This is a genomic window from Comamonas sp. (assembly GCF_009360615.1).
In the GTDB taxonomy this organism is placed as follows: domain Bacteria; phylum Pseudomonadota; class Gammaproteobacteria; order Burkholderiales; family Burkholderiaceae_C; genus Comamonas.
Genome location: NZ_SPEY01000017.1, coordinates 158,475 through 171,644, shown reverse-complemented (window position 1 = coordinate 171,644; position 13,170 = coordinate 158,475). Strand labels below are relative to the sequence as shown.

Annotated in this window: 20 protein-coding genes; 18 read left to right on the top strand and 2 right to left on the bottom strand. The window is 35.4% G+C overall.

The window, feature by feature from the left end; translation table 11 throughout:
• Positions 1-369 precede the first annotated feature (369 nt).
• From E2583_RS04280 to E2583_RS04220, 13 genes are all read left to right on the top strand, one after another.
• Positions 370-1,053: a hypothetical protein gene (locus tag E2583_RS04280; RefSeq protein ID WP_291593456.1), complete on the top strand. Its 684-nt coding sequence runs from the start codon at positions 370-372 to the stop codon at positions 1,051-1,053.
• Positions 1,050-1,391: a hypothetical protein gene (locus E2583_RS04275; RefSeq protein WP_291593454.1), complete on the top strand. Its 342-nt coding sequence runs from the start codon at positions 1,050-1,052 to the stop codon at positions 1,389-1,391. The genes E2583_RS04280 and E2583_RS04275 overlap by 4 nt, the downstream gene beginning before the upstream one ends.
• Positions 1,392-1,421: 30 nt before the next feature.
• Complete coding sequence (locus E2583_RS04270) at positions 1,422-1,691, top strand: hypothetical protein (RefSeq protein WP_291593452.1); 270 nt, start codon at positions 1,422-1,424, stop codon at positions 1,689-1,691.
• A gap of 287 nt (positions 1,692-1,978) precedes the next feature.
• Positions 1,979-2,584, top strand: coding sequence for a hypothetical protein (locus tag E2583_RS04265; protein WP_291593450.1), 606 nt, complete (start codon positions 1,979-1,981; stop codon positions 2,582-2,584).
• A gap of 278 nt (positions 2,585-2,862) precedes the next feature.
• Positions 2,863-3,567: a hypothetical protein gene (locus E2583_RS04260; RefSeq protein WP_291593448.1), complete on the top strand. Its 705-nt coding sequence runs from the start codon at positions 2,863-2,865 to the stop codon at positions 3,565-3,567.
• Positions 3,568-3,575: 8 nt separating this feature from the next.
• Positions 3,576-4,202, top strand: a complete 627-nt coding sequence (locus E2583_RS04255; RefSeq protein WP_291593446.1) for a hypothetical protein — start codon at positions 3,576-3,578, stop codon at positions 4,200-4,202.
• Between the two features lie 55 nt (positions 4,203-4,257).
• On the top strand, positions 4,258-4,557 hold the full coding sequence (locus tag E2583_RS04250; RefSeq protein ID WP_291593445.1) for a hypothetical protein: 300 nt from the start codon (positions 4,258-4,260) through the stop codon (positions 4,555-4,557).
• A gap of 34 nt (positions 4,558-4,591) precedes the next feature.
• On the top strand, positions 4,592-5,125 hold the full coding sequence (locus tag E2583_RS04245) for a hypothetical protein (protein ID WP_291593443.1): 534 nt from the start codon (positions 4,592-4,594) through the stop codon (positions 5,123-5,125).
• A gap of 374 nt (positions 5,126-5,499) precedes the next feature.
• A complete protein-coding gene (locus E2583_RS04240; RefSeq protein ID WP_291593441.1) occupies positions 5,500-6,276 on the top strand; it encodes a hypothetical protein in 777 nt (258 codons plus the stop codon).
• 12 nt (positions 6,277-6,288) lie between these two features.
• Complete coding sequence (locus E2583_RS04235; protein WP_291593439.1) at positions 6,289-6,555, top strand: hypothetical protein; 267 nt, start codon at positions 6,289-6,291, stop codon at positions 6,553-6,555.
• Between the two features lie 31 nt (positions 6,556-6,586).
• Positions 6,587-6,943, top strand: coding sequence for a hypothetical protein (locus E2583_RS04230; protein ID WP_291593437.1), 357 nt, complete (start codon positions 6,587-6,589; stop codon positions 6,941-6,943).
• A 47-nt stretch (positions 6,944-6,990) separates the two neighbouring features.
• Entirely contained in the window at positions 6,991-8,352 is a 1,362-nt protein-coding gene (locus E2583_RS04225) for a hypothetical protein (protein ID WP_291593436.1), read from the top strand.
• 275 nt (positions 8,353-8,627) lie between these two features.
• Positions 8,628-9,344, top strand: a complete 717-nt coding sequence (locus tag E2583_RS04220) for a hypothetical protein (protein ID WP_291593435.1) — start codon at positions 8,628-8,630, stop codon at positions 9,342-9,344.
• A gap of 43 nt (positions 9,345-9,387) precedes the next feature.
• Here E2583_RS04220 and E2583_RS04215 read toward each other — a convergent pair whose 3' ends face one another.
• Complete coding sequence (locus tag E2583_RS04215) at positions 9,388-9,816, bottom strand: hypothetical protein (RefSeq protein WP_291593434.1); 429 nt, start codon at positions 9,814-9,816, stop codon at positions 9,388-9,390.
• Between the two features lie 161 nt (positions 9,817-9,977).
• Here E2583_RS04215 and E2583_RS04210 point away from each other — a divergent pair, with 161 nt between their 5' ends.
• From E2583_RS04210 to E2583_RS04190, 5 genes are all read left to right on the top strand, one after another.
• Positions 9,978-10,328: a hypothetical protein gene (locus E2583_RS04210; protein WP_291593432.1), complete on the top strand. Its 351-nt coding sequence runs from the start codon at positions 9,978-9,980 to the stop codon at positions 10,326-10,328.
• A gap of 19 nt (positions 10,329-10,347) precedes the next feature.
• The gene (locus tag E2583_RS04205) at positions 10,348-11,094 is read left to right on the top strand and encodes a hypothetical protein (RefSeq protein ID WP_291593431.1); all 747 of its coding nucleotides are present in this window, start codon (positions 10,348-10,350) and stop codon (positions 11,092-11,094) included.
• A gap of 51 nt (positions 11,095-11,145) precedes the next feature.
• Entirely contained in the window at positions 11,146-11,427 is a 282-nt protein-coding gene (locus tag E2583_RS04200) for a hypothetical protein (protein ID WP_291593429.1), read from the top strand.
• Positions 11,428-11,456: 29 nt separating this feature from the next.
• Positions 11,457-11,663 (top strand): hypothetical protein, encoded by a 207-nt coding sequence (locus E2583_RS04195; RefSeq protein WP_291593426.1) that lies wholly within the window; start codon positions 11,457-11,459, stop codon positions 11,661-11,663.
• Positions 11,664-11,753: 90 nt separating this feature from the next.
• A complete protein-coding gene (locus tag E2583_RS04190) occupies positions 11,754-12,200 on the top strand; it encodes a hypothetical protein (RefSeq protein WP_194596514.1) in 447 nt (148 codons plus the stop codon).
• A gap of 622 nt (positions 12,201-12,822) precedes the next feature.
• Here E2583_RS04190 and E2583_RS04185 read toward each other — a convergent pair.
• Positions 12,823-13,143, bottom strand: coding sequence for a hypothetical protein (locus tag E2583_RS04185; RefSeq protein ID WP_291593424.1), 321 nt, complete (start codon positions 13,141-13,143; stop codon positions 12,823-12,825).
• Positions 13,144-13,170 lie beyond the last annotated feature (27 nt).

Here is a 13,170-nt window from a genome sequence, read left to right as displayed (position 1 = left end):
GTTAAATAACTACAAATCGACTACACGATATGGAACTGTAGAAAATCAAACCTTTATAATTATAAATCAAATTCTTATACGATTTTCATTTACAATACAATTTTTCACTATTGCGAACCATCCTCTGATTTTACTTGATTTTTTAATGGACATTTCTGCGCACGCTTGCGCTTTAAGCCGGCTGCTAACGCATTCGGCTTATGTGTTCGCTGAGGTGGTGGTGCAAAAAAATAGCGTTTCAATCCCCGACTGTTCTCAATAACGTGGCAATTAAAATCTAAAAGCATACTTACATTTAAAAACAATAGAAGTATTATATTTATGCGGTATATATTTTATAATATCAAAATCAACTTTGGAACTCATACTATGTTAGAAAATTACCTTGTTTCCGATATATTAGAACAGCTAAATTTCAACTCTCTCACTACAAGTACGCTAAAAATTGTACTGGCTACCTTAGAGAATCAAAACATTGTCATCTCCGAACATGAAGTAGACACTTCTCACGGCGAACTAACGCTTAACTTATCCCCACCTAGCCTTTCAGCCGGCTGCGTAATTTCAGTATCAAACAATTCAGTCTTTATTAATCCTGATTTAAATATTGGTGATGATCGCGCCGATTTCACCCTATTTTTGAATGATGACAGAACGGCACAAGAATGGTCTTTAATTGTCGTTGCGTTTGCAATGGATGCGCTCAGGCACCATAAAAATGAGTTTCTTTTTGAAGTACTTGATGAAGATTCAAACTTAATAGACGACACTTTTAGAGCTAAAAGTCTTTGTCATGCCCTTTTTAAAACCCAGAATCTTCACACTCTACGCAATGTTAACTATGACTCGATCCAAAAAGTCACGATCAACATCGATAATGAAGATGGGGACAGTAGAGAACTTACCTTTAATATTAAAGATAATTTTTTTGCTTTATGTGATCGCAACCTTAATAATGACGACATTATTTTGGCTTTAACCTACCTACAAACAAAGCTGCCTGAATCAACCTATAGCATTCGCCAGAACTTAAAACTTGGAGTAAAATTTTGAAACTTAACAAATTAATTGATATGCCTAAAAAGGGAATTATTGACGAATCTGCGGATTTATCAAATCCAAATCGTAATTCGATGGCACGAACCATTGCATTAATAGTTGGTGTAGTAATAACAATTGGGTTTCTAATCACTTGTATTTCCGTTTTCTTTACTCATGACACTCAATCTGTTTTGTTTGCTTTGATTGCAATCATCCTTCAAAGATGTATCCAAGGTAGCATTGAATTCAGCCATGGAATGAAAGCAACTGCCTTGAATACTTTTCTTTGGGCAATTGGAGTAACAATTTTCTGTTTAGTTATGTTTCCTATGCCTGTTCCAGTACATTAATTTTTTTAGTTTTTACGCAGAGGAAACTGTATGAGACAAAGCCAATTTTTAAGGAAACTCCAACGTCTCATACAGTATTCAGAAAAAAGCTTCATCATTTCTTCTGAACTAAATGAGAAGTTAGGTGACTTAGGATTTGATGGGGTCTACATCACATGGGATGTAGTTGATGGGATATTGATAGCCTTTGAAGGGGAACAATGGGTACTTACAGATGAAGCTTTTGAGGCAATATTTAATAGTAGAACTAGAGATGAATTAATCACTAAATTAAATGCACAAAGTGGTCGTACCCTATAGATCAGCCTTTTCAAAGGTCCGCACGCTAACGCTTATCGCCGTATGCTCTCGCATACGGCGTTTTTGTATTCAATGTAAAGACGCAACATATTTTTACCAGTAAGATTTACTTACGGCATTAAAAAAAGAAGCAGCAACTTAAAAGAAAAAAATTAAATTTTATTACACTAAAAGTATTATATTAAAGCGGTATATGATATATTTCACAAATCAACTTTGGTGAGATCGGAACTATGTCCGTGCATTATAAAACTATTTTGAAAATACATTCAAAAAATGGAAAATCCATGCTTGATGCCGTTGCTTCACCGGAGCAACCTTTTGACTTTTCTAAAATCACCCCCCTGCCTGTAGGTCACGAACATATACACGATCTTCAAAATGATGAAGCTATTTATTATTTTTTAACCAATCGTTTAACTCAAAAATTAGCGACTTTTGAATACAAAATGTATTTCGTAGGTTGCCGCATTCCTGATCTACGCACACCAAGTTTGGAGAATTTAATCTCCATGACACAAAACTATATCTCTAAATTTGATGAAAATGGATTATTCAACCGAAATCAACATGCAGGTTTTTATCCATTTCCACATAATAGGCTAGATGATTTATACGCTACTGGTAAATCTCTTGTATATATGATCGATAAATACAACATAAACGACCTTTCATACTGGAAATTACAACATTGGGGTTCATATACCAATGCTCTCCGGTGCGATCGAATAGATGACGCAATCATTTCTTTTGAATGTTTAAACAAGGGCAACTTAAAAGTCGTAAATAAATTCATCCAGACAAACCGACTGGATTGCTCATTACAATTCATTGATCGAATTTCCAATACCATTGCTGATCATAAATTTAGTAATGGATTAATTTTAACCTAATAATTTATCTATTTTTTTTGGAGCTTTAAAATGATTCAATGGGTACCAATTTGGTTTTTGGTTGTGACGATGAATAGTGCTAGTAATTCAGCTACTACATACGAGATCACTTTCTCAACAAAGCAAAAATGCGAGAGTGAATTACAAAAACTAACTGCTCAAATAAAAGCTAAAGATACAGTAATTTCTAAATCTCGAACTGAAATAAAATGCGTACAAGGTGAAGCACCTGTATATGTACCAAAATAATTTTGATTACAAGCAAATAGGATAGAACAATGGTTGATATGAAGAATCAGGTAAAAGCCTTAATCGATTTAGTTTTTAAAGAGATTAAAAAAGACCAAGCAACAGATTTACAAGGTCTCCTTGATAAATTGATCTTGATGAGCAATTGTGATGGTGTCATAACAGCCTATAAAGTTGTAGGACTATTAAGTATTGAAGAAGCAAAATTATTGGAGTCTGAACTTGACGAATTAAAACGTCAAGATGCAGAACGTATTGCCAAAATTTATGATGGTGAGAACTTTCAATCTATATTAAGCATCATACCCACCTATTTGAATCAGAACACCGCTACCGACACGAATTTGCACCAAACAAGCAATGCAGCTTCGCTTTATGATCAGTCTGGCGCATTAGGAGGCTTTATTCGTGGTACCTCTGGTGCGAATCCAAATCAAATTAAAAAATTGCTTGATAACGTCAACAATGAAATGGACTATTTGGAACAAATTGTTATTCAGATGGTTTCACCGGTACAGAACTTAAGTACCGAGTTAATGGATCAGGTAAAAAATATTATTCGGTCAGTCATTGTTCAGAATGAGAAACAGACAACCATTAGTGATATTGCCAACTCGTTAAAGGCTCACGAAGAAGAAGCTGTTCGTTCCTTAGGTAAACAGTTAGCCAAATACACGGCGGAAGGTCCATACGGAAAATTCTTTGGTAGTCACAACCCTGATCTCGGAAACTAGGAATTTTTATGAGTAATCAATTAAATCCATCTTTAAAAAGTCATTATGCATATTTAAAAAAGCTTGAATGTTTTGCACTTGAGCAGCAGATTAAGAACCCTTCTACTCCTACCACTTCACATCTGGCTTCAATAACAGGGAATGAAATCGTATGGCAAATTGAATTGCCAAATCAAAAGCCCTGTTTCATGCGAAGTATTATTGGTGGTCTTGAGGACGAATATTTTGTGGTCCATGTTGACGCGAAACGATTCTATTACTATTGGTTGTTATCTTCCGTAAATCCAAGCGATCGGAACCGACCTAATCATTGTGTATTACTCAAAGATATGCCACAGGATTACAAATTTAATGATGCCGTAAAAGGTTTTGCAGATTGTGTAGGTAATCCTGTCCCGTTAGCTCTTGCTTTTGCGGACCATGCATTTGGCAATCCTTACATTGGCTTTACTAATGGCGTTACAAGAACAATGTGGTTGTTTGTACAAGGTGTGAAATCCTTTCCTATCGAAGTACATGGTGAAGATTCAGCAAATCAACTGTATGAACTAGCAGGCATTGGTGAATCTCCAATGAGTTATCGCCAATTGAAAATCAAACATAATATTCAAACACCACCTTTTCTAAGCTCTTGAGTGCTTTTTTCTGGTGTCTAAGTACTGACGACTAATAACAACCATGGAGATTGATATGGAATGGGATGCAAAAACTGAAATGTGCAATCTTGGGCAGGATGAAAGCAAACTAGATGAATTTAAGGCTCATGTTGAACGTTATGTTGACAACTTTGATGTTCAGGCTTGGGATATGTTTTTACACCTATTCAGCATCTCCGAGGAAAATGTTAATAAGCACGGTGCATTTTTAAAAAGACTTCTCCCCCGATTGGAAGCTTTTGATCAACATGAGAGTAATTCTTTATCCATGATTGCTCATATACGTCTTGGGGTCCTGATTGATCGTATCAAGCAGCTACCATTGGTTTCTTAATTTCATGTAATTTATATCAATAGGAAAATATTTTATGAGCATAGAAACATCAAAAAGACGCTACCTAGCGTTAACAATTTTTTGCGCAATTATTGGCGGCGCAATTGGAAACTTGATAATGAGTCAAGTGTTCTCCTTCCGAAATGCTGATGGGGTTCCGTGTGAGAATTCGTTAATGAGCTTTAAAGTCACATGCCCCCCTTTGAAGTCTGAAAATGAGCTTTTACTACCTGATAATTTAGATAATACAAGTGTAACTTTGACATTAGAAAAAGATAAAGTTGCTGCTCAAGAAGTCCCGCTCGAAGGTTTACCATTATTTTTTTCTGGTATTCGTCCTGATTATGTATTAAACCAAGAAGAAGTCCAGAAATTATTAAACAATAAAACTTATCAGAAATACAAAGAGGACCCGAGACTAAAGCCGATTTTGGAAGAAGCAAAAAAAGATTCTGTCTTGTCGATCGGTGAATACCAAAAAATTGAAGCTCAATTATTGAATATTTATTACGATGATAAACGGGTAAAAGATAAGGAAAATGCCAAACAATTTGTAGATCAGTTATGAGTTAATGCCGTATGAAATCTTGGAGCTTAAACGAAATCGTACGTTAAGCTCCAGAAGCCACCATAAAATCGAAATAGGATTATTTATTATGACAGAACTAAATGATAGCAACGAATTAAAGCAGTTGAGTTTAACTTTTTACATTGCAATTATCCTTTCTATATTGAGTGCAATATTTTGTATTATTTACATATATCAAAAATATTTTAGTTAATGTTTTAGAATGTCTAACAATTTCATTAATTGATAGACAATTCTGATAAAACAACCAATTAGTATTGGTTGAAATAAATTTAAAACACAAAAAAATTATAAAAGTATTATCATTTTGCGGTATATATTGTATAATTTCCCTTCAACTTGGGAGAATTGTCATGTCTACTGCTACTAATCAAACCTCGGTAAAGAAAGAAAAGCATATTTTTTATGTTTCTGTTGGTGCCAAAGAAATTTACTATACCCTCCGGAAGATGGTCATTATGCCTTCTGGACATACAAGTGATGATTATGTCTGCACTCTTTCAGCAAATAAAGAAGAAGCAGTAACCAAAGCAAAAGAGCATTTCGCTTCACTTACAGATCACTTAAAAAATCATGGGGTAAGTTTCGTTCTATCAGTAGAACCTGAATATACGACTTCCCAAAAATTCAAATCTCGGAAAGTGTTAAGTGATGATCGCATTAATCAGATTGAAAATGGGATCACTCCTATTGGCTCTTATAGCGGATTCAAAATCTCTGAGCTGCCGGATCATTACCTTTTATGGTTGGCGGATCAGTATACCGGTCAAGCAACTACGGCGAATGATCGTGTATTTCAAACATTAGCCTCTGTTGCTTTAAATCTGGTACTTGAGCGGAACCTTTTTAACAAAGAAGCAGTAAAAAAAGAGACAACATGCCCATTAGGTCCTGTTGGTGAAAGAATTAAATTTTCTGCACTAATTCAAGAATATGATGTGAGTATTTCTTTCTATGGAAACATTCTCAGTTATACTTTACTGGTCGATGGCAAAATCGTTAAATACCGTGGCTCAAAATTCCTTGGAGCAGTTGGTGACACAATTTGCCTAAAAGCAACCATTGATGAACATCTGAATGTTGAAGATGGTTTGGATATTACTTTTATTAAACGCCCTTCACTTATTTAATAAGGTTTATACATGAAGAAGTACTTAACTTATTTAAAAAATAATTCGCCGTATCAGAATCTTTTTCTAGTCATCGCAACTATTGCCTGTATTGGAGCGGCTCTTGAATTAAACATCCAAGCTGTTGTTGCATGGTTTTGCAGCTTTGTTATTTTCCTCATGTTTTGCGGCGAGCGTGATCAAAATAAATGGTTACGCGAGCGGTTAAATGAAGCAAGAATGGAGCAATATCCTGAATTAAAGAATGAACTCGAACAAATTAACTCAATTAAAAAGTAAAGGTCCAGAACTGTAAAAACAGGAGCTATAAATGCGTGCGATCAATTGGGGACCAACTCATAGCATAACAGAGCTATTTTCAGGCTGCTCAGTACTTGATTGTTCCAATCATGGAGGGGTCATTGTGAGTCGTGAAACATTACACACCCACGTATATTTTGAAAAACTAAAATTGCTTGATCTCTCTAAATTTGAATTAGAATCCGGTGATTACGCATTTGAGCAGGATTGCGATTCAAGTATTGTTCTGGCGTTGATCCCGAGAGATATTTTGAAATCACATTACGATTACTGCTCCACTGAAAGTGGGTATAAGGAGTTTCAAAATAGTTGCTTAGACATTATCAAAAACTTTAATCCAGAAATTTATTCAGCGATCTTTGAATAAGTCGCTCTATATTTAAATTGACTGCCGACACATGAGAAGATTGGACGATGACAATTACGCACTACTTAACAATACAAACATGTAAACGTGTATTCTTTGATCCCAATTATGGTGTAATGCGGTCTAGCGAACCCCTAATTATTCCTTCATATCTACTCATTGAACCACTTTGTCTTATCGGCATATCAGTTGATAATCTTCCACTTAAATATACCAAATATTGTTATAAGAACGATTCAAGTGTCTCAATTTCTGATTTTTTAAAAACTTTCTGGGAGCGGGAATATAAAATCCATGGGTTTAATTTTGAAAAAATAAAAGGGATACCTGATCTTCTAGTAATAGATCACCGGTGTAGAGAACTAATTCAACCTTGTTTTTATCAATGGCTTGAGACGAATGGAATTAGTTATTCATTCTCAGATAGTAAAAATAGGAAGGCTATCTCCAAATTTTTACAACATCAGGACTATCCGCATACTGGCTTCTATAAAAAAATGACTAGGGACAATTCCTACATTACCTCTCAAGAGCAATATGCATTATCTATTGATGTCCTTAATTCGCAGGAGAATTTTTTCGACTGCATTTTCCCTATAAAAAAACATTTGCCTACTATTAACCTTTACCAAAACTATCGACACAGAATTATTGAAAGTACATTCGCAGCAGATGTAAATCTTAGTTGTATTATTCCATTAGAAAGCAAAGCTGATCGCGCATTAGAGGATGCTTATTGGGTTAAAGCTGATCTTAAAAGTGGTAGCTTTGGCTATCTTCACAACCGTCAGGAACGAGATGAAGCCGATTCAGCTAGATATGAGAAGAAAGCATTCTTAGCTGCGATTAAAGCCCTACCAGAGACACAATGGGATGCCATTTTTACTGACGACCAGATCAGTCTACTAAATGATATTAAGAAGCAAAGATTTAAAGATACGATCAATGTAGATGATGATGAATTCTATGACCTTTGTTCCCGACTAGGGTTACTTGACTTTACCGGACCTGTCACACTTTCATTCAACGCCTCGAAACTTACTCGGGCAGAAATCATTGAACTCTGGGACCTCTATTCAGGTGGGGGTGATGTTCAGTTTTCATGTGAGCTGATATTACCGCCGTGGTACTTCACTCGAGATGAAAGAAAATTTAGATGTTTCTACACAGCAAGGGAAGATAACGGAATATTTTTTATTTGCGATCCGGATTCTGCTGCTGCCAAAGCTTTTGATAAAGGTGATTGCTTAAACCACATGCAGACCAATACTTTTCAGGTTAGACAGATACACGAAAAGATAAATATAGACTGTTTTGATGAAATGATACTGAACAACAGGCAGTTTCTAATCTTCTTAGATGAACAGTTAAAGCTGTTCTCAAGAACCATCTTAGACTACAACTACTGATTTTTCCCCACCCACGCTATCGCTTTAAAACGGTTGCTAACGCAGCCGTTTTTGTTTTCAGTGGTAAGCATTTGAAAAAAATATCGATACTTTTCCTCCGACTGTTTTTCATTTCACATGTAAATATTAATAAATTCTCAACGTAAGTACTTTACTGATACTAAGCAAAAGCTATGGAATAATGGATCAGACAATCACTTAATCTTATAATCTAATATTTCATTAATGTTTTATTAATATTAATATCAAACTATATTATCTCTAAGGTTTTTTGTATGTCATTTACACACCGCGAGCTTTGTGAAATTGGAGCTAACTGGCTCCGGAGCAGCAATTACCATAATTGCAAATCCATCTTAATAGATGGAGGATCATTTGAAGAAAGACCAGATGTTCTTGGGTTCCGTTATCGTAGTCAACCATTTGGATCAGTTTTATTAGAAGCAAAAATTTCGAGACAAGATTTTCTAAATGATAAAACGAAACCTCACCGGCAAGATGGTAAAGGTATGGGGAAATGGCGGTACTATATTTGCCCAAAAGGATTGATATTGCCAGATGAAGTTCCACCATTATGGGGACTGCTTTATGTCAGTGACGCAGGTCGAGTTAAAGTAATGAAAGGAGTCTTTGAATCTAAGGCAACCGCTTACGAAATCAATCAGGGCTATGAAAAATACAAGTTCCCTACTTATGATTTAGAGCTTGAATCAAGGCTTTTAGCTGTAAACTTACAAGGCATGTTATACAACGAAGAAGAAGGATTGGATTTAAAAGAATTAAAAAAACAAAGGGACAAATTTAGAAATAAAGATATAGAGTCAGCCAAAGAAATCTCTAATCTTAAACGAATGCTGATGATAGCTCAGCAAAATGAAAATTTTTATCGACAAGAACTGGAAAAGCAACAAATTATGCTTGGTGTAAAAGATGGTGAAATTCAAACTCTAAAACATGATATGGGTGTAGTCACAGGAAATATCGAAATATAAGAGGCAGACCGCAAGTTCAAATCTACCTCTCAACGTAGACCGGTTATTTAAAAGCAGTACTTAGCATATTACTTTCATAATAATTGCCAAGTTTCAGCATTTGCATCGCTGCTTGTTTAGTGATCTCTGTGATTCGCTGAATGCTTCGGTATTTATAATCACCAACATCCACGCAGCCAACAAAGTTTGAACCTATGTAGTCGATTTCGTCTTCATTGACAGTATGTTCTTTAATTGCCTCCAGAAGCTCTGTATACGACTCACACGGCGTAGTAATCAAATAGTTTAACTCTACCCACACCTTCGCATGTGATTCAGTCTGCGCAGCCAAAAGAAATACCCTTTCAAAGTCATCTGTATCACCGTGACTGACAATAGAGGTAAGACCATCCACCATATAAAATCTGTGATCGGATCGAATTTTTCTTACAGTTTCATTATTTTTTGCAAAATCAAAAGCTGAATTAACCATTTCATATCTCCAAAGTTGAGATAAAAATATAACGCTAAACCCTAAAAAATAATATTTAATAAGCGTATGTTTTTGATTGTTTTATTATAATTAATTTAACTACAGTATTGTATTTATGTGGTATATATAATATAATTCTACCCATCAAGGAGATGTGCATTATGAGTCTTGCTGAAATAAAACCAACTTCAATACAAAAACGTCACTACTTTGCCTGTTACTCCGCTAAAGGAGAAGAACATTTTTATCAAAAACAAATTGCAGATGTCCTTGCATTTTCTTGTCCAATTACCCGCGACAATTGGATAGAAATCACGAATAAGAATGCGGCAAATCTTGGTAAAAGTAATGTAGCATTCAAAGTTCCCGCTCCATTTATTCGCAAATCAATTCTACACCTTGAAAAAGGTGATGAATTTAAGTTTGAGCCTATACAACCAGATAGTATTTTTTACCTTGCTGATCTGGCAGACAAAACCTATTTTTTAACTGAAATTATTAGAAACCCTTAATCATTTGGAGCAAACCGAAATGACAACGATCACCAAATTTGATGTCAATGTTAGTACTTCTACCGTGAATGCACTGCTCCAAAAAGAGCGTGAATTAAAGATTGATTACAAGACAATGGTTGCATGTATGACACCTGATTATTCGGATGTTGTTACTATCCCTCAGCCTACAACTTTCGTTGCCGTACAAGAACTTTTGCCGGCAATGGAGGATAATGATGATTGGTTCGTCAGTCCAACTTGTGTCTTATTGGTTCAGGACTCAACAGGCGAGTTATCGATTGAACAAGGTTTCTTAGCAAAATGGAAAGATGATGATCATTTATTCTGGTATGAAGATGATGTCATTACAAATGTAATTGGTTGGATGCCTTACCCTGACGAAGCTACCAGAGAACCTAAACTTAGTCTTATTAAAAAATTGAAGGAAAGTCGTGTCTCCCAAACAGGAACTTATTGGACTCCCGATCTTTTGGCAGTAAAAGATAATACTCAAACAGAAAATTTTTTGCACATTGGTCAAGGTCTACCTCCTCTATACAAGGAAACAGATTTAACAATTGAAAGTGATGTAGTCATTGTTGAATATGAATACAACACCGTTAATGGAATCTTCACCGGTCTGGCGACCTCCAAACTTGTATTTGACAAAGAAACGCAGCAGCTCGAATGGCATGATACTTTCTCATTTCGTCATGCAAACTCATGCAGAGTATCTCGATGGAAAAAACTGCCACTTGATGTCTTTGCTCAATTTCAGGCTTAGTTCATAATTTTCCCTATGCTATGCCGAATAGCCAAAATAAAAGGTAATCCTATGTCAAATTCAAAATATGTTTGCCCTGAATGTGGTTCAAGTATTGTCGCTTGGGCTGATCTGGATGCTCAAATTATTTTCAAGGTAAATGAGAGTGGCAACTTAATAAATCAAAGAATCGAAAATTTATTTCAATCAGATGGACGTTGTGGTGTTCAGTGTTCAAAGTGTGACTGGAAGATAGATGATATTTCAGAGGAAGATGATCCATTTTTTGCATTGGCAAACGAAGCTCTGAAACAACAGGAAGTAATTAAGTTATTATCCGCAAAACGCGACTAATCGTCTTATCACTTAAGGAGAAAAAAGATATGAGCTTAGATTCAGAGCCATCAATTATCATTAATGGCATACAACTTAGTGTAGCTCAAGCAATGAGTATCCGTGTAGCCATTTCGCACTTTAAGGATGATTTAGAAGAAAAAGGACTCGGTGATGATAAGCTTGGCAAAGCGTTGACATCAGGTTATCTGGAGCGACTAAGTGAAATCAACGCGATAATTTTTGTTAAGAAATAGATTTGATTCAATAATTTTATAACGAAAAAAACGGATTAATAAGTTGAATTTTACCTACACATAACAGGTTAATTTTTTTGGAGACTTAAAATGACTACCAACTCACCAATCCCACTCATTGATAAATTAGTAAAAGAAAAAAAATTTGTTCTACTAACTTGGGATGCTCGCTATTCCAGTGGGGCATGGGCTTGTTGTCTGCCTTATCTTAATCAATGTGAAGTTGTTTATGAAGCTTCTGAAGATGGTGATACGCTGATGATCCCTAAAATGGAATATTTACTTAATACTAATTGGCTTCCCCTTATGGATGGCTCATGCGCAATGGATGCCGTGGAAAAGTTAGAGGCTCGTTTAGCTACATTGCCAACTGATTTTCTTGCTGACGATGATTGGGTTTATGCAACTGGTGAAGCCATAAATTATTTAAGTAGAATTGCAAAAAAGTATGAAGATGATGATGGTGGAATAGATGGAAGACTAAAACCTCTACCTATTGACTACAGAGAGATTAAGTTTCCTCAAGGCTTGTCGTGAGAGAACGGTATAGCCAACACTTGTAGAGCCTATAAATATGAAGAAACGATATTTAGTAATACCAAATGCAAAAACCAACCCAGAAGTAAGAACAAAAAATCTGTTATTTGCTTGGGTTCTTTATAGAATCAAGTTTAAAAAGCAAGCTGTCGTCTGGGATACTGCGGGATGGATTGATCAATCTGAATACAGACCATGGTTACAATGCGGGTATCCTGAAAACTATCCTAGAACTCGATGATACCAAAGGCTTAATTAAGTTAGATACAAATGAGTATATTAAGTTCTATTACCCCTGACATGATTAGAAATCTCACCCTATTCTTTGGGGTTGTTTATATTATTTATGATGGAATTCGTCTGTTCCCAATACTATTTGAAAATCGAATCAGAAATAAGTATTTTAGATTCGCTGAATATCTTTATTATTCGAGTCTAAGAGGTGGTTTACTTATAGTTGTTGCGTTCATTTTATATTATTTTGTTTTAAATCCTTAAGTTATATCTTTTTTGAAACTTATAATTTTCGATTAAAAGACCAAGTTAAACTTGGTCTTTTTCTTTAACTTAAAAAACTTTTCGGAATAACCCCAGAAATTTACTGCTTCCTTGGTGATGTTCGTCATGCCTCTTGCAAAGCTGCCTTTGCTTTCTTGCCAATCTTAAACACAGTCATTAAATCCTCACCCCAAGGAACCTCAGTGATTTTCGAATAGAAATTATTCTTATCTGTGATAAATCCCTCTGCGACTTTCATCTGTTTTGTTGCGAACTCGTCATAGGCATACTCGCTACCCCAATATTCTTTATCTGAGTTGCTTAATTCATGCCATTGCACATATAGCATTTCACAATAATCACTAGGTAAATCGCAAATACGAATCCAAGCGGGATGGGTCTTAATCCAATTCGAAGCATTTTGTGATGCTGTGGTTACACACATAGGCTCACCTGTAGATCGTTAATTATG

Excerpts from the sequence above, each read along its gene's own strand:
- E2583_RS04280 (WP_291593456.1), top strand. The coding sequence starts at position 370 with ATGTTAGAAAATTACCTTGTTTCCGATATATTAGAACAGCTAAATTTC.
- E2583_RS04270 (WP_291593452.1), top strand. The coding sequence starts at position 1,422 with ATGAGACAAAGCCAATTTTTAAGGAAACTCCAACGTCTCATACAGTAT.
- E2583_RS04265 (WP_291593450.1), top strand. The coding sequence starts at position 1,979 with ATGCTTGATGCCGTTGCTTCACCGGAGCAACCTTTTGACTTTTCTAAA.
- E2583_RS04260 (WP_291593448.1), top strand. The coding sequence starts at position 2,863 with ATGGTTGATATGAAGAATCAGGTAAAAGCCTTAATCGATTTAGTTTTT.
- E2583_RS04255 (WP_291593446.1), top strand. The coding sequence starts at position 3,576 with ATGAGTAATCAATTAAATCCATCTTTAAAAAGTCATTATGCATATTTA.
- E2583_RS04250 (WP_291593445.1), top strand. The coding sequence starts at position 4,258 with ATGGAATGGGATGCAAAAACTGAAATGTGCAATCTTGGGCAGGATGAA.
- E2583_RS04245 (WP_291593443.1), top strand. The coding sequence starts at position 4,592 with ATGAGCATAGAAACATCAAAAAGACGCTACCTAGCGTTAACAATTTTT.
- E2583_RS04240 (WP_291593441.1), top strand. The coding sequence starts at position 5,500 with ATGTCTACTGCTACTAATCAAACCTCGGTAAAGAAAGAAAAGCATATT.
- E2583_RS04235 (WP_291593439.1), top strand. The coding sequence starts at position 6,289 with ATGAAGAAGTACTTAACTTATTTAAAAAATAATTCGCCGTATCAGAAT.
- E2583_RS04230 (WP_291593437.1), top strand. The coding sequence starts at position 6,587 with ATGCGTGCGATCAATTGGGGACCAACTCATAGCATAACAGAGCTATTT.
- E2583_RS04225 (WP_291593436.1), top strand. The coding sequence starts at position 6,991 with ATGACAATTACGCACTACTTAACAATACAAACATGTAAACGTGTATTC.
- E2583_RS04220 (WP_291593435.1), top strand. The coding sequence starts at position 8,628 with ATGTCATTTACACACCGCGAGCTTTGTGAAATTGGAGCTAACTGGCTC.
- E2583_RS04215 (WP_291593434.1), bottom strand. The coding sequence starts at position 9,816 with ATGGTTAATTCAGCTTTTGATTTTGCAAAAAATAATGAAACTGTAAGA.
- E2583_RS04210 (WP_291593432.1), top strand. The coding sequence starts at position 9,978 with ATGAGTCTTGCTGAAATAAAACCAACTTCAATACAAAAACGTCACTAC.
- E2583_RS04205 (WP_291593431.1), top strand. The coding sequence starts at position 10,348 with ATGACAACGATCACCAAATTTGATGTCAATGTTAGTACTTCTACCGTG.
- E2583_RS04200 (WP_291593429.1), top strand. The coding sequence starts at position 11,146 with ATGTCAAATTCAAAATATGTTTGCCCTGAATGTGGTTCAAGTATTGTC.
- E2583_RS04195 (WP_291593426.1), top strand. The coding sequence starts at position 11,457 with ATGAGCTTAGATTCAGAGCCATCAATTATCATTAATGGCATACAACTT.
- E2583_RS04190 (WP_194596514.1), top strand. The coding sequence starts at position 11,754 with ATGACTACCAACTCACCAATCCCACTCATTGATAAATTAGTAAAAGAA.
- E2583_RS04185 (WP_291593424.1), bottom strand. The coding sequence starts at position 13,143 with ATGTGTGTAACCACAGCATCACAAAATGCTTCGAATTGGATTAAGACC.